We start from the raw sequence: 805 nt of genomic DNA, 5'->3' as shown, positions 1-805 counted from the left end.
CCACTGGTGATGCGGCGGCAGGTGCAACTGCATCCGGCGGTCATCCTGGTGGTGGTCACCGCCGGCACGCTGGTCGCCGGGGTGGCCGGCGCGTTCGTGTCGGTGCCGATCGCGGCGGTGCTCTGGCGGGTGCTGGACACCGTGCAGCGGCACCGCGCCGAAACCGGCCGCGCCGCCGGGCCGGACCCGGCCATCGAAGCCGCGGGCTGACGGGCTGCCGCTCAGGCGGGGTGCGGCTGGCGCAGGTGGGTGGTGAACCAGGTACCAGCCTGGTCGGCCACCTGCTCCAGCGTGCCGGGCTCCTCGAACAGGTGGGTGGCGCCGGGCACGATCCGCAGCTCCGCCACCTCGCCGAGCGCGTCCCGGGCCTGCTCGTTGAGCACGATCACCTGCTCGTCCAGGCCGCCGACGAGCAGCAGCGTCGGTGCGCGTACCGCGGTCAGTGAGCTTCCGGCCAGGTCGGGCCGGCCACCCCGGGAGACCACCGCGGCCACCCGGTCCGGCCGGGCCGCCGCGGCGACCAGGGCGGCGGCGGCGCCGGTGCTGGCCCCGAACAGCCCGATCGGGAGCCGCCCCAGCTCCGGGTCGGCGCCCATCCAGTCGACGATTCCGGCCAGGCGCTCGGCCAGCATCCCGATGTCGAAGCGCAGTTCGGCGGTGACCTCGTCCCGCGCCTCCTCGTCGGCGGTCAGCAGGTCGACCAGCACGGTGGCCAGCCCACGGTCGTTGAGCGCGCGCCCGACGGCCGTGTTGCGCGGGCTGTGCCGCGAGCTGCCGCTCCCGTGCGCGAACAGCACCACCCCAC

2 protein-coding genes are annotated in these 805 nt (G+C 75.8%); one reads left to right on the top strand and one right to left on the bottom strand.

Going from position 1 to position 805, the window contains the following annotated elements; all coding sequences use genetic code 11:
• On the top strand, nucleotides 1-210 hold a 210-nt coding region (locus KBX39_RS32285; protein WP_210874220.1), incomplete at its 5' end, for an AI-2E family transporter.
• An 11-nt stretch (nucleotides 211-221) separates the two neighbouring features.
• Here the strand turns inward: KBX39_RS32285 and KBX39_RS32280 are convergent.
• Nucleotides 222-805, bottom strand: a 584-nt coding sequence (locus KBX39_RS32280) for a dienelactone hydrolase family protein (RefSeq protein ID WP_210874218.1), incomplete at its 5' end; no start/stop codon positions are given.

This window comes from Micromonospora sp. D75 (assembly GCF_018070405.1).
Taxonomy (GTDB): Bacteria; Actinomycetota; Actinomycetes; order Mycobacteriales; family Micromonosporaceae; genus Micromonospora; species Micromonospora chalcea.
This window is presented reverse-complemented; position numbering and strand designations above follow the sequence as displayed.